The 19,855-nt window shown below is 37.8% G+C and carries 24 protein-coding genes; 7 read left to right on the forward strand and 17 right to left on the reverse strand.

Translation table 11 applies throughout. From position 1 onward, the window contains the following. Nucleotide 1: 1 nt before the first annotated feature. Nucleotides 2-1,357 (reverse strand): UDP-N-acetylmuramate:L-alanyl-gamma-D-glutamyl-meso-diaminopimelate ligase, encoded by a 1,356-nt coding sequence (gene mpl / locus AAEY62_RS12395; RefSeq protein ID WP_101164178.1) that lies wholly within the window; start codon nucleotides 1,355-1,357, stop codon nucleotides 2-4. Nucleotides 1,358-1,608: 251 nt separating this feature from the next. Here mpl and AAEY62_RS12400 point away from each other — a divergent pair, with 251 nt between their 5' ends. Continuing rightward, a complete protein-coding gene (locus AAEY62_RS12400; protein ID WP_024591466.1) occupies nucleotides 1,609-2,397 on the forward strand; it encodes a hypothetical protein in 789 nt (262 codons plus the stop codon). 63 nt (nucleotides 2,398-2,460) lie between these two features. On the opposite strand, the gene AAEY62_RS12405 is transcribed toward AAEY62_RS12400, so the two are convergent. From AAEY62_RS12405 to folB, 3 genes are read right to left on the reverse strand one after another with little or no spacing between them, the layout of a single operon-like run. Beyond that, nucleotides 2,461-3,261, reverse strand: coding sequence for an undecaprenyl-diphosphate phosphatase (locus tag AAEY62_RS12405; protein ID WP_350635034.1), 801 nt, complete (start codon nucleotides 3,259-3,261; stop codon nucleotides 2,461-2,463). Then, entirely contained in the window at nucleotides 3,258-3,746 is a 489-nt protein-coding gene (gene folK / locus AAEY62_RS12410) for a 2-amino-4-hydroxy-6-hydroxymethyldihydropteridine diphosphokinase (RefSeq protein WP_024591465.1), read from the reverse strand. Before folK ends, AAEY62_RS12405 begins: the two co-directional genes overlap by 4 nt. Then, nucleotides 3,747-4,106: a dihydroneopterin aldolase gene (gene folB / locus AAEY62_RS12415; protein WP_007584738.1), complete on the reverse strand. Its 360-nt coding sequence runs from the start codon at nucleotides 4,104-4,106 to the stop codon at nucleotides 3,747-3,749. It abuts the gene before it with no gap. A 230-nt stretch (nucleotides 4,107-4,336) separates the two neighbouring features. On the opposite strand from folB, the gene plsY reads away from it, so the two are divergent. Beyond that, nucleotides 4,337-4,948 carry a glycerol-3-phosphate 1-O-acyltransferase PlsY gene (gene plsY / locus AAEY62_RS12420; RefSeq protein ID WP_007584736.1) on the forward strand — a complete coding sequence of 204 codons (612 nt, stop codon included), beginning with the start codon at nucleotides 4,337-4,339 and terminating at the stop codon, nucleotides 4,946-4,948. 11 nt (nucleotides 4,949-4,959) lie between these two features. Here plsY and tsaD read toward each other — a convergent pair whose 3' ends face one another. From tsaD to AAEY62_RS12435, 3 genes are read right to left on the reverse strand one after another with little or no spacing between them, the layout of a single operon-like run. Next, nucleotides 4,960-5,973 carry a tRNA (adenosine(37)-N6)-threonylcarbamoyltransferase complex transferase subunit TsaD gene (gene tsaD / locus AAEY62_RS12425; RefSeq protein ID WP_010554406.1) on the reverse strand — a complete coding sequence of 338 codons (1,014 nt, stop codon included), beginning with the start codon at nucleotides 5,971-5,973 and terminating at the stop codon, nucleotides 4,960-4,962. A 38-nt stretch (nucleotides 5,974-6,011) separates the two neighbouring features. Then, complete coding sequence (locus AAEY62_RS12430; RefSeq protein ID WP_007584732.1) at nucleotides 6,012-6,602, reverse strand: YjaG family protein; 591 nt, start codon at nucleotides 6,600-6,602, stop codon at nucleotides 6,012-6,014. Further along, a complete protein-coding gene (locus tag AAEY62_RS12435; protein WP_010554404.1) occupies nucleotides 6,595-6,948 on the reverse strand; it encodes a putative signal transducing protein in 354 nt (117 codons plus the stop codon). The genes AAEY62_RS12430 and AAEY62_RS12435 overlap by 8 nt, the downstream gene beginning before the upstream one ends. Nucleotides 6,949-7,023: 75 nt before the next feature. Between AAEY62_RS12435 and AAEY62_RS12440 the strand changes: the two genes are divergently transcribed. The 3 genes from AAEY62_RS12440 (at nucleotide 7,024) to AAEY62_RS12450 (ending at nucleotide 9,421) form a co-directional block, all read left to right on the forward strand. Continuing rightward, nucleotides 7,024-7,446 carry a DUF2721 domain-containing protein gene (locus tag AAEY62_RS12440; RefSeq protein WP_007584730.1) on the forward strand — a complete coding sequence of 141 codons (423 nt, stop codon included), beginning with the start codon at nucleotides 7,024-7,026 and terminating at the stop codon, nucleotides 7,444-7,446. A 377-nt stretch (nucleotides 7,447-7,823) separates the two neighbouring features. Next, nucleotides 7,824-8,708: a LysR family transcriptional regulator gene (locus AAEY62_RS12445; RefSeq protein ID WP_007584725.1), complete on the forward strand. Its 885-nt coding sequence runs from the start codon at nucleotides 7,824-7,826 to the stop codon at nucleotides 8,706-8,708. Between the two features lie 92 nt (nucleotides 8,709-8,800). Next, nucleotides 8,801-9,421: a 2OG-Fe(II) oxygenase gene (locus AAEY62_RS12450; protein WP_007584723.1), complete on the forward strand. Its 621-nt coding sequence runs from the start codon at nucleotides 8,801-8,803 to the stop codon at nucleotides 9,419-9,421. A gap of 37 nt (nucleotides 9,422-9,458) precedes the next feature. Here AAEY62_RS12450 and ubiA read toward each other — a convergent pair whose 3' ends face one another. Both ubiA and AAEY62_RS12460 read right to left on the reverse strand, forming a co-directional pair. Next, nucleotides 9,459-10,337: a 4-hydroxybenzoate octaprenyltransferase gene (ubiA, locus tag AAEY62_RS12455; RefSeq protein WP_197111067.1), complete on the reverse strand. Its 879-nt coding sequence runs from the start codon at nucleotides 10,335-10,337 to the stop codon at nucleotides 9,459-9,461. Further along, a complete protein-coding gene (locus tag AAEY62_RS12460; RefSeq protein ID WP_024591462.1) occupies nucleotides 10,334-10,873 on the reverse strand; it encodes a chorismate--pyruvate lyase family protein in 540 nt (179 codons plus the stop codon). Before AAEY62_RS12460 ends, ubiA begins: the two co-directional genes overlap by 4 nt. Before the next feature lie 154 nt (nucleotides 10,874-11,027). On the opposite strand from AAEY62_RS12460, the gene AAEY62_RS12465 reads away from it, so the two are divergent. Then, the gene (locus AAEY62_RS12465) at nucleotides 11,028-11,426 is read left to right on the forward strand and encodes a flagellar basal body-associated protein FliL (protein ID WP_007584719.1); all 399 of its coding nucleotides are present in this window, start codon (nucleotides 11,028-11,030) and stop codon (nucleotides 11,424-11,426) included. 3 nt (nucleotides 11,427-11,429) lie between these two features. Here the strand turns inward: AAEY62_RS12465 and glpG are convergent, their stop codons facing one another. The 6 genes from glpG to AAEY62_RS12495 form a co-directional block, all read right to left on the reverse strand. Beyond that, nucleotides 11,430-12,248 carry a rhomboid family intramembrane serine protease GlpG gene (glpG, locus tag AAEY62_RS12470; RefSeq protein WP_169043769.1) on the reverse strand — a complete coding sequence of 273 codons (819 nt, stop codon included), beginning with the start codon at nucleotides 12,246-12,248 and terminating at the stop codon, nucleotides 11,430-11,432. Beyond that, nucleotides 12,245-12,562 carry a thiosulfate sulfurtransferase GlpE gene (gene glpE, locus AAEY62_RS12475; RefSeq protein ID WP_024608044.1) on the reverse strand — a complete coding sequence of 106 codons (318 nt, stop codon included), beginning with the start codon at nucleotides 12,560-12,562 and terminating at the stop codon, nucleotides 12,245-12,247. Before glpE ends, glpG begins: the two co-directional genes overlap by 4 nt. Before the next feature lie 68 nt (nucleotides 12,563-12,630). Next, entirely contained in the window at nucleotides 12,631-13,656 is a 1,026-nt protein-coding gene (tdh, locus tag AAEY62_RS12480; protein ID WP_007584716.1) for an L-threonine 3-dehydrogenase, read from the reverse strand. Nucleotides 13,657-13,706: 50 nt separating this feature from the next. Next, nucleotides 13,707-14,900: a glycine C-acetyltransferase gene (locus AAEY62_RS12485; RefSeq protein ID WP_024591460.1), complete on the reverse strand. Its 1,194-nt coding sequence runs from the start codon at nucleotides 14,898-14,900 to the stop codon at nucleotides 13,707-13,709. A 169-nt stretch (nucleotides 14,901-15,069) separates the two neighbouring features. Continuing rightward, nucleotides 15,070-15,633: a D-glycero-beta-D-manno-heptose 1,7-bisphosphate 7-phosphatase gene (gene gmhB / locus AAEY62_RS12490; protein WP_024591459.1), complete on the reverse strand. Its 564-nt coding sequence runs from the start codon at nucleotides 15,631-15,633 to the stop codon at nucleotides 15,070-15,072. After that, nucleotides 15,633-16,691, reverse strand: a complete 1,059-nt coding sequence (locus AAEY62_RS12495) for a glycosyltransferase family 9 protein (RefSeq protein ID WP_024591458.1) — start codon at nucleotides 16,689-16,691, stop codon at nucleotides 15,633-15,635. Before AAEY62_RS12495 ends, gmhB begins: the two co-directional genes overlap by 1 nt. 122 nt (nucleotides 16,692-16,813) lie before the next feature. On the opposite strand from AAEY62_RS12495, the gene AAEY62_RS12500 reads away from it, so the two are divergent. Next, nucleotides 16,814-17,542 carry a 3-deoxy-D-manno-octulosonic acid kinase gene (locus AAEY62_RS12500; RefSeq protein WP_007584712.1) on the forward strand — a complete coding sequence of 243 codons (729 nt, stop codon included), beginning with the start codon at nucleotides 16,814-16,816 and terminating at the stop codon, nucleotides 17,540-17,542. Nucleotides 17,543-17,558: 16 nt separating this feature from the next. On the opposite strand, the gene AAEY62_RS12505 is transcribed toward AAEY62_RS12500, so the two are convergent. Continuing rightward, a complete protein-coding gene (locus AAEY62_RS12505; RefSeq protein WP_101164176.1) occupies nucleotides 17,559-18,644 on the reverse strand; it encodes a glycosyltransferase in 1,086 nt (361 codons plus the stop codon). Further along, entirely contained in the window at nucleotides 18,644-19,714 is a 1,071-nt protein-coding gene (locus tag AAEY62_RS12510) for a hypothetical protein (RefSeq protein ID WP_024591455.1), read from the reverse strand. Before AAEY62_RS12510 ends, AAEY62_RS12505 begins: the two co-directional genes overlap by 1 nt. Nucleotides 19,715-19,855 lie beyond the last annotated feature (141 nt).

Here is a 19,855-nt window from a genome sequence, read left to right on the forward strand (position 1 = left end):
ATTATTCTCCGCTATATTTATCAGCTAAACCATCAACAAGGTGTTGATGAAGGCCATTAAAACCGCCATTGCTCATAATTAAAATATGCTGATTAGGCTCAATATTTTCAAGCACCGTATCAATAATTGTTTGCGTGCTGCTAAAGCACTGCATGCCTGCTTTATCTGCTTGCTCTTTTAGCGACCAATTTAGATTCTCTGGTTCAAAAAGTAGTACGTCGTCAGCATCACGCAGTGAATCTAATAATGTATATTGGTGCACGCCCATTTTCATAGTGTTTGAGCGCGGCTCTAAAATAGCGATAATTTTTTCATCACCTACTTTTGCGCGCAGTCCTGCAAGCGTAGTTTTAATTGCTGTTGGGTGATGCGCAAAATCGTCATACACCTTAATATTATTAATATCAGCCTTTAGCTCCATACGCCTTTTAGGGCTAATAAATTCTCCTAAGGCATCAATACTATGATCAACAGCTATACCCACATGACGCGCTGCTGCGATAGTCATAATTGCATTTTTAACGTTATGCTCGCCTATTGCTTGCCAGCAAACAGTGCCCTGCTTTTCGTTATTTAAAAGTACATTAAACTCACTACCATCAGCTTTTATTAATTCATAGCTCCAATCATCGCCTAGCGTTTCGCTTTCGCTCCAAAGCCCTTGTGCTATTACGTCATTAAGCGCTACGTCTTGCTTAGGCCAAATTACCTTGCCGCTTTGAGGTAATGTACGCATTAAGTGATGAAATTGTTTTTTTATTGCGTTCAAATCTTCGAAAATATCAGCGTGATCGAATTCAAGATTATTTAAAATAAGTGTACGTGGAAGGTAATGGACAAACTTACTGCGCTTATCAAAAAAAGCAGTGTCGTATTCATCGGCTTCAATAACAAAAAATGGCGTTTCACCCACTTTTGCCGATACACCAAAATTTTGGACTATGCCGCCAATTAAAAACCCTGGTTTTAAACCTGCATACTCTAAAACCCACGCAAGCATACTTGCTGTGGTTGTTTTTCCATGCGTACCCGCTACAGCAAGTACCCACGATTTTTGTAATAAATTATGTTTAAGCCATTCAGGGCCTGAGGTGTAAGGCAGACCTTTATCAAGCACATATTCAACACACGGGTTACCACGGCTCATTGCATTACCGATAACTACCATATCTGGTTTTGGCTCTAATTGAGATACGTCGTAGCCTTGAGTCAGTTCAATGCCAAGCTCTTCAAGTTGCGTACTCATTGGTGGGTAAACGTTTTGATCAGAACCCGTTACTTTATGACCTAATGATTTAGCAATGGCTGCAATACCACCCATAAACGTGCCACAAATGCCCAAAATATGTATATGCATATACTTTCCTTAAATCGTATGCTCACTTTACAGCTATGCAAAGTTTAATGGCGCTATAATGCCAAAATTCGTGCTTAGTTACTATGTACGTCTGCACAATTCACTCGTGCCAAAAACACGTTAATTAGTTTTTTAAACGCTAAAAATCAAAAAATAGGCACGTTCACCTACCCTGTATTGCTTTTAATCAATTATTATCAATGTTATAAACCAGCTTGCTGTATAACTTTAAAACTTAAAAAGGACTTAATATGAAAAAACTATTCTTTATAGCCTGTATTTTACTTAGTCAAAAAAGCTTTGCTTTGGAATTTGCTAAGTACCCAATAGAACTAAGTTCGGGCGAAGGCGTTAATGTTGTTATTGCCCCAACAACAGATAAAAAACAAGCTTTAGTAAAAGTAACAGGCATAAACCATGATATTGATGGCATTGTATTTTTAACCGATTTAAAACCTCATGGTAGTAATAAAGCTTACAAATATACTTACGATGGTACACAAAGAAGTTTAGTAAGTGTTGAGGAAGGCTACCGCTGTTGCTCTTACAATCTTTATATTCCAGACACTCGTGATGGAATTTACTTATCAAAAAAAGAAGAGTCAAACCCTGCCATTGTTGAAGACTTAAAAGCGCAATACGATCAACAATTAAATAAAGGTACTCAAGCTAAACTAGCGGAGTTTAATCGTGAAAAGCATTTAGGGTATCAACAAAAAAATATAGCTGCCGCTAATAGCGAAATAGATAAGCAATGCGGATTAAAAATAAATACCAATGTTGATTGGGAAAGCATTGATGATGAAAACCTAAAAGAATATCCAGTGGGTTCATTTTGTGCACAAGTTGCAAACGAAATGGCATACATGTGCGAAAAAGACCAAAGTTTTAAAAACGACATAGCTCAGTTCAATGCTATCGAATGTAAATTTACTAATGAGCTAAAACTACGTAAAAATGGTAATACACTTATATTTAAAACAGCGCCAAAAGCCGCTAACCAACGCCGCTTTATTGAAGCTTATTTATTAAATTTATAAGCTGAGTTTAAAACCAAAAAAGCACCTAAAGGTGCTTTTTTTGGTTTTACTAATTAAGTTTGTTTATAGCGTTAAAAATACAATCAAACCGACACCGAGTAATAAACGATATATTACAAATGGCAACATACCCATTCGCTCTATTACTTTTAAAAACATAAATATACATGCATAAGCCGATAAGAACGATAGCACCACACCAAGCAATAATGTATTCCAATCAACTACATGGTCACCCAGTGCAAGCTCTGCAATATAATAAAGCCCCATCATAGAAATAATCGGAATCGCTAGTAAAAACGAAAAACGCGCTGCGCTTTGCTTATTCATACCCAACATTAAACCAGCGGTCATCGTGATACCTGATCGAGAAGTACCCGGGATCATTGCAACAGCTTGTGCGAAACCAATGATAAGTGCCGTTTTCCAATTGAGCTGATAAATAGTTTTAATTTGTTTCCCTTTTGCATCTGCGTACCAAAGCAACAAACCAAATACAATGGTGGTAGTAGCAATTACCCAAGCGCTTCGCAAATATAACTCAATAAAGTCTTTTAAAAGTAAACCTAAAATAGCGGCAGGCACTGTACCTAGTATAATCCACCAGCCTAATTTACTGTCATCGGTAGTGCCTTGCTTACCAAAAGATTTAAACCATTCGCTTAGTATATCTACTACTTCTTTACGAAAATAAATAACAACGGCTATTAAAGTACCAACATGTACTGCTACGTCAAACGCAAGCCCTTGATCTTCCCAACCTAAAATTTGCGATGGGAGAATTAAATGCGCAGAACTCGATATTGGTAAAAACTCAGTAAATCCCTGTATGAGGGCTAAAATAATTATTTCGATAATACTCATAGGTTAGAAAACTCCACCTTCCATAGCTTTTGTTGAGGGTTATTATATTCATTCCATAACTGCGCAATCGTTTGCTTAGCTACAGGATGATAAAAATCTGGGGCAACCTCACTCAGAGGTTGTAATACAAATGCATTTTTAGTTATTTCATCACGTGGTAATTGCGCTGGGGAATCGCAAGTTACATCATCATAAAACAGTAAATCTAAATCGAGCGTTCGTGGACTAAATTTTTTATCGTTCGCTGTACGCCCATTATCACGCTCTATTTCTTTTAATAAAGCGCATACATCAGCAAGCGACATATCAGTTGTAGCGCCAACTACTGAATTATAAAAATTATTGCCAGCAAACCCAACTGCTTCACTTTCAAAAACAGACGAGTGCACAATGTGCTCAAAGTGCTGCTTAAGTGCAATTAATGCACATTGTATATAATGCGCTTTATTTATATTTGACCCTAGGCTGATATAAATTTGAGCCATTTAGTCAGTTGCCTTAACACGTGTAATTTCAACACCTACAGTTTGTGCTTGTGCTACTGCTGCAGGTTTACTTACTCTTATAGTAACTTGTGGCGTATTAAACTCGCTTAAAATAATCTCAGCCAACTGCTCAACCAAAGTCTCTAGCAACTCAACAGGTTTTGCAGTGCAGTGCTTAATAACGCGTTCGCTTACTTTTGAGTAATCCAGTGCTAAATTAATATCGTCATTTTCGGCTGCAGGCTTAATATCACTAAGCATTTCAATATCAAAATAAAGGCTCTGTTTACTTTCTTTTTCAAAGTCGTACACTCCAATAATAGTGTCGACGTGCAATTGAGATATAAAAACCTTATCCATTGATACTCCAAATAACAACAAACGACTAAGCAACTATACAAAGCATCAATAAAATTAATACTGTATATGGTTTAGCCAGTGTTTAAATATGTGAAAATAACTTCTACAATAGCAAAATAACCAAACTAGCTATTAAATAGCCTGTTAATAATTTTCACGATAAATTTTGCTGCCAATAATAGCTTAAAAGTACTATCAATTGGTATAGTAATTAAAAAATAAGGAAGCGTGTGTTAGCCACTTTAATGTTTGTTTTAGCTTATTTACTTGGGTCGATTTCGTCGGCTATTTTAGTGTCGCGGTTGTTCAAACTCCCTGACCCTCGTAATAGTGGTTCTAACAACCCAGGGGCTACAAATGTTTATAGATTAGGCGGAGCATTTCCGGCTTGCTTGGTTTTAGTGTTTGATATTTTAAAAGGCACTATTCCGGTATGGGGGGCTTATTTTTTAGAAGTTGAACCTTTAGAGCTTGGTTTAGTCGCAGTAGCTGCTTGTTTAGGCCATATGTACCCACTGTTTTTTAGCTTCAAAGGCGGTAAAGCCGTAGCAACGGCATTTGGCTCATTATTACCTATTGGCTTATCATTGGCTGGTTTACTTGTGTGCACTTGGTTAGTTATAGTGGCAATAACACGCTATTCATCACTGGCAGCGCTTGTAGCTGTATCTTTAGCGCCCTTATATACATGGCTAATAAAACCACTTTATACTCTTCCCGTTACTTTTATCACGTTGTTAATTATATTTCGTCACCGTACTAATATTATTCGATTATTTAGCGGGGAAGAACCAAAAGTGGGTGCTAAAAAAGCACCCACCGATGAAAACAAAAATATCTAAAATATGAGTCATTAAATCGGCTCAAGGCTATCTATAGGCCAACGAGGTTTTGTTTTCATATCAAGACTTGCAAACTGACCTGCTTTTAATCGTTGCATTCCTGCATAAGCAATCATTGCACCGTTGTCGGTACAAAATTCAGTACGCGGATAAAAAACTTCGCCTTTCATACCTTTCATTACGCGTTCAAGCTGCAGTCGAAGCTGTGTATTTGCACTTACGCCACCGGCGATTACTAAACGCTTAATACCTGTTTGTTTAAGCGCTCGCTTGCACTTAATAACCAGCGTATCAATAACCGCTGTTTGAAATGCATGCGCTATATCAGCTTTAGTTTGATCGTCGTCGTCATTTTCACGAATAGTGATTGATGCTGCAGTTTTTAAACCACTAAAACTAAAATCAAGACCTGGTTTGTCAGTCATCGGGCGAGGAAAAATAAAGCGCTTCGCAACGCCTTGTTCAGCCATTTTAGCTAAGCGCGGACCTCCAGGGTAGTCAAGACCAAGTAACTTAGCCGTTTTATCAAAGGCTTCGCCTGCGGCATCATCAACTGACTCACCTAGTACTTCGTATTGTCCAATACCCGCTACTTTAACCATCATGGTATGACCGCCCGATACAAGCAATGCAATAAACGGAAACTCAGGAATATTTTCTTCAAGCATCGGAGCAAGTAAATGCCCTTCCATATGATGAACAGCAACAGCTGGAATGTCCCAACCGTATGCTAATGAACGACCAATAGAAGTACCTACCAATAATGCTCCAACTAAACCTGGGCCTGCAGTATAAGCAATGCCATCTAAGTCTTCTGGGCCGCAACCCGCTTGTGCAAAAGCCGCGTCTATAAGTGGTAGCGTTTTACGAACATGATCGCGCGATGCAAGTTCCGGTACTACACCGCCATAATCAGCGTGTACTTTTACCTGACTGTATAATTGATGAGCTAACAAGCCTTTTTCGTCATCGTATATTGCAATACCTGTTTCATCGCATGACGATTCAATGCCTAAAATTCGCACTGTACTTCTCCTGCCTTTAAAATTTCACTTCGCTGTTTTTATAACGTAAGGCCAATATTTGTTTGGCCATCTTCTAGGGCAAACTTTTTAAGTGCCTTCACGCTATCAGAGGTAATACGCCCCATATTTTCTACAAAATCAATTAGCTCACCTAATACTTCAATTTCGTATTGCATTAATGGATGCTCTCTAACGGCCGTGTTATCTGCAACCTCACCTTCAACCGTCATTTGATATTCAATAAAGCGGGCCACTGTTGCTTGAGATATTTTACTGACACTAATGAACTCTTGCTCATCTTGCGCCATTAAACCATGCATTAAGCTAAGTAAAGACGTTGCAGCATCAATAGCAGGGTAAGTACCAAACATATCAAAATCAGCAAGTTCAGGAACATTCGGTTCTATTTTTTCAACTTGTTTTTCGAGATCTATTTTACTTTTAGGCAGTAATATTTTTTCCCAACAAACATTAAGCGAATTACGAAGTAAGGTTTCATCACCAAACCCCGTTGCTTCGCTAAATAAACCGTAATTTGGCAGCATTCGCTCTATTAAAGCACTTGCTAAAACAGCTTTTTGTAAATAGTTAAGCTCTCTAATACGCTGAAAATTATTTGCTTTAGTCATTCTTTAACGTCTCACACGACCAACAAAAATCAAATGTTGATCCATTATGCTCATTACAGTTAGGGCATACCCAATCTGGAGCGGATTGTTTTACTTGTTGATAGTTTACCAATATTTGGCGCGCATGGCGCTCTTTTATCGCATAAACCTGCACACTAACTTGTGCTTGATCAAATGGAATTTCTCCCAATGCGCCTTGGAGCATCTCACCTTTTATTTTGCATTCAATGCCACTGGTTTGTATTAAACCTTTAATAATATTAGCTTCAAGGGTATTTTCGGCTTTATAAATTGTAACCCATTGAAAAGAGCTATCAGTTGAATTTTTATTATTAATATTTTGCAATATTCACCTCATTTATTTTGTGTTAACAATATCCTACGCTAAATTATTAGCATGCTGCACTTTTAAGGAATAAACATGACACTTACAACCCCGGGCTTACTTTTTCCGGCCATATCGCTGCTATTATTAGCCTATACAAACCGATTTTTAGTTTTAGCGCAATTAATTAGGGAGTTAAATGCGCGCGAAGGTGAATCTATCCGACCTGTTGTAGTCGCTCAAATCACTAACTTACGTAAACGAATAAACTTAATCAGAACAATGCAGGTATACGGCGTAGCCTCTTTTTTACTGTGTACATTTTCGATGTTTGCTTTATTTATTGAATTTAATACCACAGGGATTATTTTATTTGGCATTAGCTTAGCTTGCTTAAGTTTATCGTTATTAACGTCTTTATTCGAAATACATATTTCCTGTGATGCGATTGAAATAGAACTACAAAGCATTGAAAATAAACCATTAAGCAGCCGAATAAATAGAAATTTTGTAAAATAAACTCTTATAGATAAAACACCCTATTATTTGTCATAATCATGTTATATGTGCGCCCTATTTTGGGGCGTACTTTTTTATTAATTAGAACAATTAAATTCCAATCTCCTAACTAACCCACTGAGTTAAAATAACTTTGCCTAGATAGTTAATTGCAAAAATATAGACAAAACACAATAAACAACTAGTTATCAATTAAAAAAGTAATACTATTTGGTCGCTTTCCTCTTTAATTAATACTAAAAGGGGGGTATCCTGCTGGAAACACGTATGAACTTGCAACCGTATTTCAATATAGAATTTTACTAAACTTTAGAATAAAAATTAATATATTTGATATCCGTGGTATCTGCGACTTACTTATAAAAAGGGACTATAAAGTGAGATTTGAACAATTAGAGCAATTTGTAGCACTTGGTGTATTACGTCACTTTAGACAAGCAGCTGAACAAACCCAAATTAGTACTTCAGCGCTAACGCGCAGCATTCAAACACTTGAAAATGAAATGGGATATGAGTTAGTAAAACGCTCAACTCGTTCTGTTAAATTAACGCCTGAAGGCGAACTTTTCCTTGAATATGCTAAAACGACTCTATCGGAACTTGAGCTAACGAAAAAACGGATTTTTCAATCAGTAAACGGTAATGCTAATGAAAAACTTGTTATTGGCTATACCAATAAGGCAAGCAGCATAGTACCTATTTCTTGTGGACAGTTTTTAGCTCAATATCCTCATATAAAAATTGAAATGCAGTTACAAGATCAACAAGAGCTAACACGTAGACTCCAACAAGGTGAAATAGACATAAGTGTATACTCTCAAGCTATTAATAGTATTGGCAGTGACATTCACTTACCTGATCAGCTTGTATTATTTGTTTCAAAAAATCACCCTCTTGCACATAAAAACGATATAAGTAAGCAAAATCTTGATAGCTACCCTATGTTTGGCTGCTTCTCTCAATCTAAACAAGTGCAAACTATGCTTAATGAAGCAATTGATTCTTTAAATAAATCATCAAGTATTAAAGTGGGTAGCATTGAGCAAGTAATGGCTGGTGTAGTTAAATCAGATCACTTTGCTATAGCAAGCATTGAGCATGCAAACACAATCGCAGAGAACTCTGAACTCGTACAACTAAAAACAAATAAAGATTTAAATCACGAACAACTCGTTGTACAAACAAGCCAACAAACATCTATTACCGAACATGTAGAGCACTTGCTGTCGCTTATAAAAAAAGCGGGAGCTGCATTTAACTAACCCTTCTTTTTGAAAAAGTGCGGCACAATAAACAGTAGCTTTAAATCGCTTTTCGGCTACACTGTCGCACCTTTTTTAAACAGCTGATGTGAATGAACACACTTTTTGGTCCTGATGTCTATTTAGATGATATAGAACGCCAAGGATACACCGTAATTCATAACGCGCTTATTGCCGATTTAGTTAACGATTTAGTTGCAGATTGTCACCGTATAAACCCCCACTTTAGCCTTGCCGGTATTGGTCGATTAAATAACTTACAAATAGATAAAACTATTCGTACTGACAAAACCTATTGGTTTGACGGCAGCTCTCAAGCACAGCTTACGTATCAAGCAATAATGCAAAGTATAAAAACCACATTAAATCGTAGCTTTTTTATGGGGCTATTTGATTACGAATGCCATTATGCAAAATATACACAGGGTGATTTTTACAAAAAACACTTAGATGCATTTAAAGGTCGATCTAATCGTGTATTTACAACGGTGCTTTATTTAAATACGCCAGAGCAAGGTGGCGAACTTGTTATTTATAAACCTAAAAGTAAAGAAGTAGAAATAACCATTAAACCAACTGCTGGCACATTGGTTATGTTTGAAAGTGAACGTTTTGCCCATGAAGTGCTTCCTGCAGTTGACGAACGCTATTCTATTGCTGGATGGTTTAGAAAAAACGCCTCTATTAGCGGTATTATTGATCCGCCCCGATAGCTCTAAATAACTCATTTTAACAGCCTTTACTAAGGCTTTAAAATGCTATTGGGTATGAAAGTAATAACCCTATAAAGATAGCCAAGCCCACATAATGATTATTTAAAAACGCTTTAAAGCAGGCATCTCTTTCACGCTTATGAATAAGCGTTTGTTGATATGCCAATAAACCAGCAGCTACACTCAAACCAACGCCAAACGCGACACTTAAATGATTACTTATACCAATAAACGCAACCAGCGCTATAAATACAGCATTAAGTAAAAAGATTATGTGGCGGTCGAATTTACCAAATAAAATAGCGGTTGATTTTACCCCTATTTTTAAATCGTCATCTCTATCAACCATCGCATACATAGTGTCATAAGCGACTGTCCAGCAAATGTTGGCTATAAATAATAACCATGCCTGCTGCGGTAATGCATTTATTGAAGCCATATAGGCCATTGGAATAGCCCAACCAAATGCAGCTCCTAAAACAACTTGTGGTAATTGTGTATAGCGTTTCATAAAAGGGTAGCAAAAGGCTAAAGCCAAAGCCCCAAAAGAAAGCAAAATAGTATTAACGCTAAGCATTAATACTAAAATAAACGCAATAACTATTAGTAGTAAAAATAGGCTAAGTGCTTCACCACTACTAACCCTCCCTGAAGCTAGCGGCCGCTGAGCTGTGCGTTTTACAGAGCCGTCTATTTTTCTATCTGCAAAATCATTAATTACGCATCCTGCACTTCGCATAACAACAACGCCCAGCGTAAATATAATAAAGTTGAGTAAGCTCGGCATCCCACTATTAGCAAGCCATAAAGCCCAGTATGTTGGCCAAAGTAATAACAAGGTACCAATGGGCTTATCTATACGCATTAGCTGTATATAGTAAGAAATATGTTTTGGCTTTAAAGCGGCTAATTTCATGAGTATAAATATGCTCCTGGTAAAAACACTTCACACACTAAAAATTTATATTCTTTGAGTGCAAATACACTTCGACGGCCTAGTAAGTTTTTTTCGGGTAGGTTTAATTTTGCAACTAATTGCTGAACGGGGTGCTTGGCATCAAAATAAGCAATTTCTATATCCGTTCGTTTTAGTGCTGGGTCTTGAAAAATCACATCACCAAGAGGTCGTTCACCCATATTGTGCAAAGGATTGATCGAATCATTTTTAGGAAGCCAGCTCTGTGCGTACACCACAGGTTTGTTATCGCACAATAAGAGTACTTCTCGATTAATCGCTGTTTTAGCGCTACAGTTTAGTAATAACTTTTGCTCTAGGCTTAAAGTAAATAACTGCTCGCTTAATACTCTTACACTAAAAATTTGTGATTTACTTTTTAATTTAGCAGTTAAAGAATTAGGTTCAAAAAGCCATTCTTGCTCTAGAGGAGATAAGTCACTTACATATGAAGTGGACTGCCAATTAGCAGATATAGACAGAGGATAAGTAATCACAATAGCTCAACAAAATAAAAAACATCGTGATGATACCATTGCCAAAGCTTTTGAAAAAGTGATGTTTTATAACCATAAATAATAGCTTGGCGCTGTTTATTACCCACTATTAAGTATAAACTATTTGTAACAAGTTTTAAGAAACGCTTTAAATATGAAAAAAATAGTATACGCAGGTCTTTTTACGTTCTTTGTAAGTGTCATAAGCTTTACAGCTCGTGCTGAATCTACAGTTGGTTATTTTGGTTTTGAGCCCGATATAATCACCAACTACATTGGCGCATCAAGTAAAAAAATGGGCTATGTGCGTGTAACTATTGATTTAATGCTTAATGACACTTCTGATATTGCAGTAGTAGAGCACCACACGCCATTACTACGTGATGCCCTAGTAGAGATTTTATCTAAAGAGCCTGAAGAAAAAATAAAATCCCTTACTGGCCGTGAAGAAATACGCGCAAAGTGCGCCGAAAAACTAAAAAGCCTCTTAAAAGAAGAAACAGGACAAGAGATCATCCGTGAAGTCTTGTTCACTAAATATTTATATCATTAGTATTTAAAGTTTTGCGTTAAATACTTTGGCGGTGTAGGCAAAAGCCATACCGCTAACTAATCCACCTAAGTGCGCCCAATTAGCCATACCTACAAACAATACATCTGCAAACCCAAGCACTAACCAAATCAACATAAAACCAACAATAGCCGTACTAACCAGCGCAGGTTTGTTCGGATTTAAAAAGCTATGAATCCAACAAAAACCAAGTAACCCATATACTACGCCACTCAAACCGCCAAAGTTGGGACCAACCATTAGGTATTGCGCCCAATTACTAATAAGCGCAGTCACTAAAAACAAACCTATTAAGCTGAGTTTTCCGCATTGCTTTTCGATATTGTCGCCAAGCGACATCCACCAAATTAAATTAAACACAATATGGATCGCGCTAAAATGCACAAGCGCGGGAGTTAGCCAGCTTAGTGGTTGTGATGGATTAAATTGCAGAACTGTATAAATTTCATCAAATCCACCCAATAAAAAAGCGACATAAATAACAATACTCAATATGCTAACAGTTTGGTTAAGCCAGCTAAGCGCTTTAAACCGCGCCATAAGATTAAGTGATTGCCCTTGATATTTAAGCGGCGATTGTGTGCTGCCTACATCCCAAGATGCTTGCTGGTATTTTTCATGATTAGGGTTTTGTGTAAACTCAACCCATAAAGGCTGAACTTGATGAAAGTCCTCCTCAGTCACGCTAATAATGACATTACTGCCATCTGCTGAGTGTATCTTTGCATCTAGGCCTTGGCTTTTTAAATAATCTATAAAGCCTTGTGCGGCGCGTGGGTTATTTAAACTGCCAAGCTCTATCATCGTTCTACTTTCTCGCTATAAGACGCTTCCCAAGCAGTAAAACCGCCATCCATGCTGTATACGTCTTCAAAACCTTGCTCAACTAAATAACTAGCTGCGCCCTGAGAGCTCATACCGTGGTAACACACAATAATAATTGGCTGCTCGAATTCTTTTTCCATCATAAATTGTGCAATATTACCGTTAGAAAGTGCTTCTGAGCCTGGAATACGACCAGCTTGATACGAATTTGGATCGCGAATATCTGCAATTACAACGTCTTCTTTATCTAGAAGTTCTAACGTTTGCGCTATAGAAATGTGTTTAAATGCCATTGAAGTCTCTTTAATTAATAGTATAAAAAAGGCGGCTAAAGCCGCCCTTCTTGTAATTTAGTTAGGAACTAATCCCAGTTTAAAATTACTTTACCTGACTGACCTGAAATCATCATATCAAAGCCAGCTTGGAAGTCATCCACAGAATACTGATGTGTAATAATTGGGTTCAAATCAAGACCAGATTGAATCAAGCTTGCCATTTTGTACCACGTTTCGAACATTTCGCGACCGTAAATACCTTTAATCACTAAACCTTTAAAAATAACTTGGTTCCAATCAACTGCCATATCAGATGGTGGAATACCTAGCATGGCAATTTTACCGCCGTGGTTCATGTTATTAAGCATTGAATTAAAAGCGCTTGGCACACCTGACATCTCAAGACCAATATCAAAGCCCTCTGTCATACCTAAGTCTTTTATTACATCTTCAAGCTTTTCGCTTGCCACGTTTACAGCACGTGATGCACCCATTTTGCGGGCTAAGTCTAGGCGGTATTCATTTACGTCGGTAATAACGACGTGGCGAGCACCAACGTGTTTTGCAACCGCTGCTGCCATAATACCAATTGGGCCGGCACCAGTAATAAGTACATCTTCGCCAACTAAGTCGAACGATAATGCGGTATGAACTGCATTGCCAAACGGGTCAAAAATTGAAGCCAGTTCGTCAGAAATATTATCTGGAATTTTAAATGCATTAAATGCAGGAATAACTAAATACTCTGCAAATGCACCTTCACGGTTTACGCCAACACCCGTTGTATTACGGCATAAATGTACACGCCCAGCACGACAGTTACGACAATGCCCACATGTAATATGACCTTCACCCGATACGCGATCGCCTACTTTAAAGCCACGAACTTCCTGGCCCATATCAACGACTTCACCAACATATTCGTGACCAACAACCATAGGAGTAGGAATCGTTTTACTTGCCCATTCATCCCATTTGTAAATATGTACGTCGGTACCACAAATAGCTGTTTTACGAATTTTAATCAGTAAGTCGTTATGACCCACTTCTGGCTTTGGTGCATCTGTCATCCAAATGCCCGGTTCTGCTTTTAATTTAGATAATGCTTTCATAATCCACACTCAACTAAAAAACCGAAGCGAGGCTTCGGTTTAAAATAAAATTAAATAACGCCCATTTCTTTACCAATACGGGTAAATGCATCAATAGCAATATCGAGTTGCTCAATGCTATGCGCTGCTGAAATTTGTGTACGAATACGCGCTTGCCCTTTTGGTACTACAGGGAATGAAAAACCAGTGACGTAAATGCCTTCAGCAAGTAGTTTATCAGCCATTAACGAGGCTACTTTGGCATCTCCTAGCATTACAGGGATGATTGCATGATCTTTACCTGCACACGTAAAACCAACAGCTTCCATTTGCTCACGGAAATATTTAGCATTTGACCAAAGTTTAGCGCGAAGCTCGCCGCCATTTTCTAGCATTTCAAGTACTTTAATTGATGCAGTAACAATTGAAGGTGCTAATGAGTTTGAGAATAAGTATGGGCGTGAGCGCTGACGTAACCATTCAACAATTTCTTTTTTACCTGATGTATAACCACCTGATGCACCGCCTAGCGCTTTACCTAATGTACCGGTAATAATATCTACACGGTCTAATACATTACAGTACTCTGGTGTACCTTTACCGTTTTCGCCAACAAAGCCAACAGCATGAGAGTCATCAACCATTACAAGTGCATCATATTTATCAGCTAGGTCGCACACAGCTTCTAAATTACAAATAACGCCATCCATAGAAAACACGCCATCGGTAGCAATTAGTTTCGTTTTAGCGCCAGCTTCATCTGCTGCAATAAGTTGCTTTTCAAGATCAGCCATGTCGTTATTTGCATAACGAAAACGCTTAGCTTTACACAAACGTACACCATCAATAATTGATGCATGGTTTAACGAATCAGAAATAATAGCGTCTTCTGCGCCTAAAATAGTTTCAAACAAACCGGTGTTTGCATCAAAACACGAAGAATATAGAATGGTGTCTTCAGTTTCCAAAAACTCACTGATTTTTTTCTCTAGTGTTTTATGAATATCTTGCGTACCACAAATAAAACGAACAGACGCAACACCAAAACCATGATTATTTAAACCGTTTTGCGCAGCTTCAATTAGCTCTGGGCTATTAGCTAAACCTAAGTAGTTATTAGCACAAAAGTTGATTACTTTACCTGACGCAACTTCGATTTGAGCTTGCTGCTGAGATTTAATAATACGTTCGCTTTTATACAAACCTTCGGTTTTTACGTCTTCAATTTGCTGTTGTAGCTGGCTAAAAAAAGCAGATGCTCTCATCTGTGTTCTCCATTTATTTGAACGGGTAAACAACCACATTTAAGCGACTGTTTATTATGGGGGGTATTGTAAAAGTTTAATGGGGAAAATGCACGGTTTGCAGTTCGTCGCAAACGCCCTAAACTGGAAGGAATTCCTGCCAGTTTACAGGCTAATCTGTTTAGTCTATTTATGTCTTTAAAAGTGCAGGTAAACTGTTTATAGAATCGATAATTAAATCAGCCTCTTGCTTGGCACTTTCATCAAAGCTTTGACCTGAACGCACTAAAACGCGAGTAGTGATCCCTGCTTTTTTCGCAGCCTGCATATCACTGAGTTTATCGCCCACCATTATACTGCAAGCAGGGTCGATGTTATGCTCTTGTATGCCTTGCAATAACATCCCTGGCGCAGGCTTTCTGCAACTGCACTCTTTCAAATATTCAGGGTGCGCTTTTTTAGGGTGATGAGGGCAAAAGTACACATCGGCAACTTCAATACTGTGATCGCTAAATTGGGTTTTCATCCAATCAGTTAGTGCTAAAAAATCAGTTTCGGTGTAATAACCTCGGCCAATTCCAGATTGATTAGTGACGATTATGATTTTATAGCCCGCATCATAAAATGCTTTACAAGTACTAAAAACACCTTCAATAAATTCAAATTTATCGCTTTGATACACATAACCATGGTCAACATTTACTACGCCATCTCGGTCTAAAAAAAGTGCTTTATTTTTTTTTTGTGCATTCATTACAAAGACTCTTTTTGTACAACATGATCAAACATCGCTTTTACGTCATCAACTGTAATTTGGCTCATTAAATCATCGCCTTTTACGCGCGTACCCCACGGCACTTGCTCAGCTGTTTTACCAGTTTGCTTAAGCAAATTTTGATGATAAACCTCTACCACGTAGTCTTGGTATAAGTAAGGACCTGTGCGTGCTGGGTTTGAATGTGCGTATAAACCAATAACCGGCGTACCAACCGTTACCGCCATATGTGCAGGACCCGTATCGGGCGCAAGCACTAAGCTGCCACGCTTTAACACGCACAACAACTCTTTGAGTTTCGTTTTACCCACTAAATTTAAAATAGGTGTTTTACTATACTCAACAATACTATTTGCTAGGTTAATTTCAAGTTCTGTTGGCCCCCCCGTCAATACCACCTTAAAGCCTTGCTCATTTGCATAATCAGCCAATGCTGCATAACGATCAGCGAGCCAATTGCGCTGTGCTTTACTTGCTGCTGGCGATATTACTAACAGTTTATTAGTTAGGTACTCTGGTGTTAGTAGTTCATCAGCAACCGCTTGGTCTTGCTCTGTATATGGCATGTCCCAACTCGGTTTATAATCAGCTACACCAATGGCTTTTGCAAAACCTTTAAAGCCTTCAAGCACATGCGCCTGAGCTTCTGGGGCTATTCGTTTATTAATAAACAAGCTGTGCAATTCTTTTGAACGCGCCCAATCAAACCCTATTTTTACTTTTGCAGGAATACAACGCGCTACAAACCCAGCCCTTAATGCAACTTGCATATTAAGTAGTACATCAAACTGTTGATCTTTAAAGCGTTGCTTTAAGCTTTTAAGTGCTGCTTTACCTTGTTTTTTATCAAATACCACCAGCTCAACACCCGGTAAGTCGGCAAGTAACATCGCTTCTATTTTACCAATAACCCACGTGATTTTTGCATTTGGGTGTGCTTTTTGAATGGCTTGTACAGCACTCACACCATGACATACGTCACCAATGGCTGAAAGTCTTAATATACAAATAGATGAATAGTTAGGAGCTTGAGTCACACATTCCCTTAGGTATTAAATACAAAAGCCGATCTTAAATTATAATCACGCTATTGCAAGCACTTATCCTCAGCTTTAAAACGCGCTAATATAGGCACATTATTTAGCAATTACGCAGAGCTATGTTTAAACAACACGTGCAAGGCAATCACACTGTATTAAGCCACCCTAAATACACGAGCCAAATTACCCTCGATTGGTTTGATGCAAATTATTGGCAACAACAAAATAAAATTGTGGGCGCTAAAAAAGGTCGAGCAACTGCGTGGTTTTTTAAGCAAGACGAATTAACAGCCGTACTTAGGCATTATTGGCGCGGTGGCTTAGTAGGTAAATTGCTAAGCGATCAATATTTATACCCAGGACTTGAACAAACCCGTGTGTATAAAGAGTTTAGCTTAATGAGTAAACTTATAGAGCTTGGTTTAAACGTACCAACCCCTATTGCAGCTAAAGTAACCCGCAGCGGATTAATTTATCGTGGTGATATTATTACCGAGGCTGTTAAAGGCGCTAAAAGTGTACTCGATGTATTAATTGAACGCCCATTGACCGAAGATGAGTTGGAGCGCATAGCTAAAACAATCGCGCTATTTCATTCAAAAGGTGTGTATCACGCCGATTTAAACATTAATAACATTTTGTTTGATGATACTGGTGATGTGTACATTATCGACTTTGATAGAGGTGAAATAAAAATGCCTAATGTGCAGTGGCAACAAAGTAATATGGAACGACTTGAGCGCTCATTTTTAAAAGAACAAGGTCGAAACGAGTCATTTAATTGGCAAGCGACTGACTGGCAAACTCTGCATAGCAACTACCTCAAAGCACTCGCTAATATAAGTTAACCTAATATAAGTTAACTTAGTTAGCCAATGCTAAATACTGCAGAGCAACCTGCTCTGCCTGTACTTGTTTTAGAATATCTGCGTTTTCTACATTTGGCTTATCTGCTAGCACCTGCTTAACGGCATTGGCTAATGCCTCACTTTGCTGAACGGGTACTAAATATTTACTTAGCTCGCCTGTTAATATCTCGCTTGGTCCAAATGTACAATTAGTACTAACTACCGGAGTACCCACCGCTAAAGCCTCAATTAATACCGTTGGAAGTCCTTCAAAATCAGAACTCAACACTAAAGCTTTGGCATGCTTAATCCAGTTGTACGGGTTTTGTTGAAATCCTGGCACTACTAACTGTTTTTCTATGCCGTATTCCTGTGCAAGCTTTAGCGCTTTAGCCGGTTTATTACATAAAAGTACTAACTTGTATTTTTTATCAAGCTTTGCAAATGCTGCAAATAATATATCGTGGCGTTTTTGTTTGGCGAGTCTTCCTACATGAATTAAGTAGGGCTCATTTGGGATATTGTTATTTTGCTCATTTGCTTGCTGTCTTATTTTTTCAAAATCGAACGGGTTGTAAATAGTCGCAATTGCACTTGGGTTAATTAAATCCCCTTGTATTATTTCTTTTTCAACACCCTTTGATACGCAAATAAGTGATTTACCATTTAAATTTTGCTTACTTTTTTTAAGGTATAAGTATGAAAATGGACCTAACTTTTTTTGACGTGCAAGTTCTGCATTAACTGAGTTGTGAATAACAAAATGAACATTTTTGATATTACTACGCGCGAGCAAGTTATTACTTCTATCAAGATTAGAAAGCACTAAATCAATATTGCCCAGCTCGCTTTGTTTTTTTTCAAACCAAGTTTGTAGTGTTAAAATGCTATTTTTACGCTGCCAAAATCGATCTACTTTTGATGCCCTATGTGCGAATAAACTCTCCACGTTAAGTACTTCAGGGATATTATATTCAATAGAGTTAGCAAGAGACAAAATAGTGATTCTGTGCTGTAACTTGGCCATTTCCTCAGCAAGGGTAAGCATTACTTTTTCAGCACCACCACCCACTAGGGAATCAATTACAATCACTATATTCATTAGCGATCCCCTATAAGCATATTTTTTATGCCATTAGTGATCACATCGAAGCTATGTGTATTATCAAGTTGGCTATATTTAGCAACGAATTCATTATAGAAAGGCTCGCTAATAACCTGAGCTATTTTCGTAGTGATTTCATCAATATCAAGATTTGCTTTTATGACAACACCTGCATTAACACAATGATCCAAACGTGTATTTTGATCTTTTGAGATAGCACATGCCACAACGGGGGTTTGAACTGCAATTGCTTGCAGTAAAGTATCTCCACCGCTAAGTAATGCGATTTTAGCTTGGCTCATTAATGCCAAAAAATCAGTGCTTTGCAAGCTTGTTAAACAAATTAGCTCATCACTTTTGGGAATGATTTTATTATAATTTGGACCAAAAACAACAACGCCTTTTAAGCCTGTGAGTTTAGTTATTTTAAGTGCAGCTTCAAAATATACATCAGCGCAGTTTAGGTTATTTACACTATGGCCGCCTGAGCCAGCATTTACAATAAAATAGCCTTCAGGTACTAAGTTATAGCGATTTAAAACATCACGTTTTTGCGCGCAAGAGGCAAATGTAACAAAAGGACCTACATTTCGAGGATGTGCCAAGGGAAACATGTCTAACTTCGTACTTTCAGCCCATGTAAGTGGCTCAATACAATAATCAGGCTGTACAACCCAATGTGTATCAATTAAATTAATTCTGTTAAGTTTTAAGCCTTTAGCACGTTTTTTTGCATGCTGAGAAATGAATATAACTTTAGCGCCTACCTTTTTAGCCGCCTTCATATGCCCTGCACGTCCTGCACAATCAAAAACAACGACATCAGGTTTAAATTGCTCTATAAACTCGCAAACAAAATCAAGCTCTTTAGTCGCTGAGTGTTCGAGTAGTGTGGCTTCAAAAGGACAATCTTTTGCATAGCTTGTATGCTTATTTAATATAAAGTGAATATCGAGAGAATCTGCAAGTTCTGCCTTTAAACTTTGAGCCAACAACAACGAGCGCATATATTCACCAATGCCTTCTGGTGATGATACTGGAATAAATAAAAGTCGTTTGTTGCTCATTGCATTCTCAATGTCCTATTTGAGCTCCAGTATATCAATCAGATACTTATTACGATAGACAGGTTACATTTTAATATATTAAATTAACTCTATAAATTTGATTATTTACTGCAATAGCAGACTTAGATTGATAAACTTAGC

It is taken from the genome of Pseudoalteromonas sp. GW168-MNA-CIBAN-0100, assembly GCF_040309225.1.
Taxonomy (GTDB): domain Bacteria; phylum Pseudomonadota; class Gammaproteobacteria; order Enterobacterales; family Alteromonadaceae; genus Pseudoalteromonas; species Pseudoalteromonas arctica.

What these genes read in the sequence shown, in the direction of transcription:
- mpl (WP_101164178.1), bottom strand. Translation starts at nt 1,357, where the DNA reads ATGCATATACATATTTTGGGCATTTGTGGCACGTTTATGGGTGGTATT.
- AAEY62_RS12400 (WP_024591466.1), top strand. Translation starts at nt 1,609, where the DNA reads ATGAAAAAACTATTCTTTATAGCCTGTATTTTACTTAGTCAAAAAAGC.
- AAEY62_RS12405 (WP_350635034.1), bottom strand. Translation starts at nt 3,261, where the DNA reads ATGAGTATTATCGAAATAATTATTTTAGCCCTCATACAGGGATTTACT.
- folK (WP_024591465.1), bottom strand. Translation starts at nt 3,746, where the DNA reads ATGGCTCAAATTTATATCAGCCTAGGGTCAAATATAAATAAAGCGCAT.
- folB (WP_007584738.1), bottom strand. Translation starts at nt 4,106, where the DNA reads ATGGATAAGGTTTTTATATCTCAATTGCACGTCGACACTATTATTGGA.
- AAEY62_RS12430 (WP_007584732.1), bottom strand. Translation starts at nt 6,602, where the DNA reads ATGACTAAAGCAAATAATTTTCAGCGTATTAGAGAGCTTAACTATTTA.
- AAEY62_RS12440 (WP_007584730.1), top strand. Translation starts at nt 7,024, where the DNA reads ATGACACTTACAACCCCGGGCTTACTTTTTCCGGCCATATCGCTGCTA.
- AAEY62_RS12450 (WP_007584723.1), top strand. Translation starts at nt 8,801, where the DNA reads ATGAACACACTTTTTGGTCCTGATGTCTATTTAGATGATATAGAACGC.
- ubiA (WP_197111067.1), bottom strand. Translation starts at nt 10,337, where the DNA reads ATGAAATTAGCCGCTTTAAAGCCAAAACATATTTCTTACTATATACAG.
- AAEY62_RS12465 (WP_007584719.1), top strand. Translation starts at nt 11,028, where the DNA reads ATGAAAAAAATAGTATACGCAGGTCTTTTTACGTTCTTTGTAAGTGTC.
- glpG (WP_169043769.1), bottom strand. Translation starts at nt 12,248, where the DNA reads ATGATAGAGCTTGGCAGTTTAAATAACCCACGCGCCGCACAAGGCTTT.
- glpE (WP_024608044.1), bottom strand. Translation starts at nt 12,562, where the DNA reads ATGGCATTTAAACACATTTCTATAGCGCAAACGTTAGAACTTCTAGAT.
- tdh (WP_007584716.1), bottom strand. Translation starts at nt 13,656, where the DNA reads ATGAAAGCATTATCTAAATTAAAAGCAGAACCGGGCATTTGGATGACA.
- AAEY62_RS12485 (WP_024591460.1), bottom strand. Translation starts at nt 14,900, where the DNA reads ATGAGAGCATCTGCTTTTTTTAGCCAGCTACAACAGCAAATTGAAGAC.
- gmhB (WP_024591459.1), bottom strand. Translation starts at nt 15,633, where the DNA reads ATGAATGCACAAAAAAAAAATAAAGCACTTTTTTTAGACCGAGATGGC.
- AAEY62_RS12500 (WP_007584712.1), top strand. Translation starts at nt 16,814, where the DNA reads ATGTTTAAACAACACGTGCAAGGCAATCACACTGTATTAAGCCACCCT.
- AAEY62_RS12505 (WP_101164176.1), bottom strand. Translation starts at nt 18,644, where the DNA reads ATGAATATAGTGATTGTAATTGATTCCCTAGTGGGTGGTGGTGCTGAA.
- AAEY62_RS12510 (WP_024591455.1), bottom strand. Translation starts at nt 19,714, where the DNA reads ATGAGCAACAAACGACTTTTATTTATTCCAGTATCATCACCAGAAGGC.